Source organism: Bradyrhizobium cosmicum, assembly GCF_032290525.1.
Taxonomy (GTDB): Bacteria; Pseudomonadota; Alphaproteobacteria; order Rhizobiales; family Xanthobacteraceae; genus Bradyrhizobium; species Bradyrhizobium cosmicum_A.
The window spans coordinates 1-267 of record NZ_JASXTA010000265.1 but is presented as its reverse complement, the minus strand read 5'-3'; the positions used below and the strand labels follow the sequence as shown (position 1 = coordinate 267).

The window sequence follows — 267 nt, the reverse complement described above, 5'->3', positions numbered from 1 at the left end:
GTACCAGATAAAAGCCGGGGTTGGGGGTGGCAATTGCGTTAAACCGGTGTTGTTTTTAGAGCGGTTCTGAGGTTTGGCCGGATCGTAGGCGGCGCCGCTTTTGCCCGTGCCGTAATCGTATTCGCGGTATGGGTAATTATTGCCAATAAATAAGGGCCAGCCAAAGTTACCGGCTTTTTTCGCTTGGTTTACCTCATCATAACCTTTGGGGCCGCGGGTGGCCATACTGTCTACGCGGGCATCCGGGCCAACTTCGCCCCAATATAA

At 53.2% G+C, this 267-nt stretch carries 1 protein-coding gene; it reads right to left on the bottom strand.

Going from position 1 to position 267, the window contains the following annotated elements; genetic code table 11:
• A partial coding sequence (locus QSV46_RS39910; protein ID WP_314964120.1) for a PQQ-dependent sugar dehydrogenase occupies positions 1 to 225 on the bottom strand: 225 nt, incomplete at its 3' end.
• Between the last annotated feature and the right edge of the window lie 42 nt (positions 226 to 267).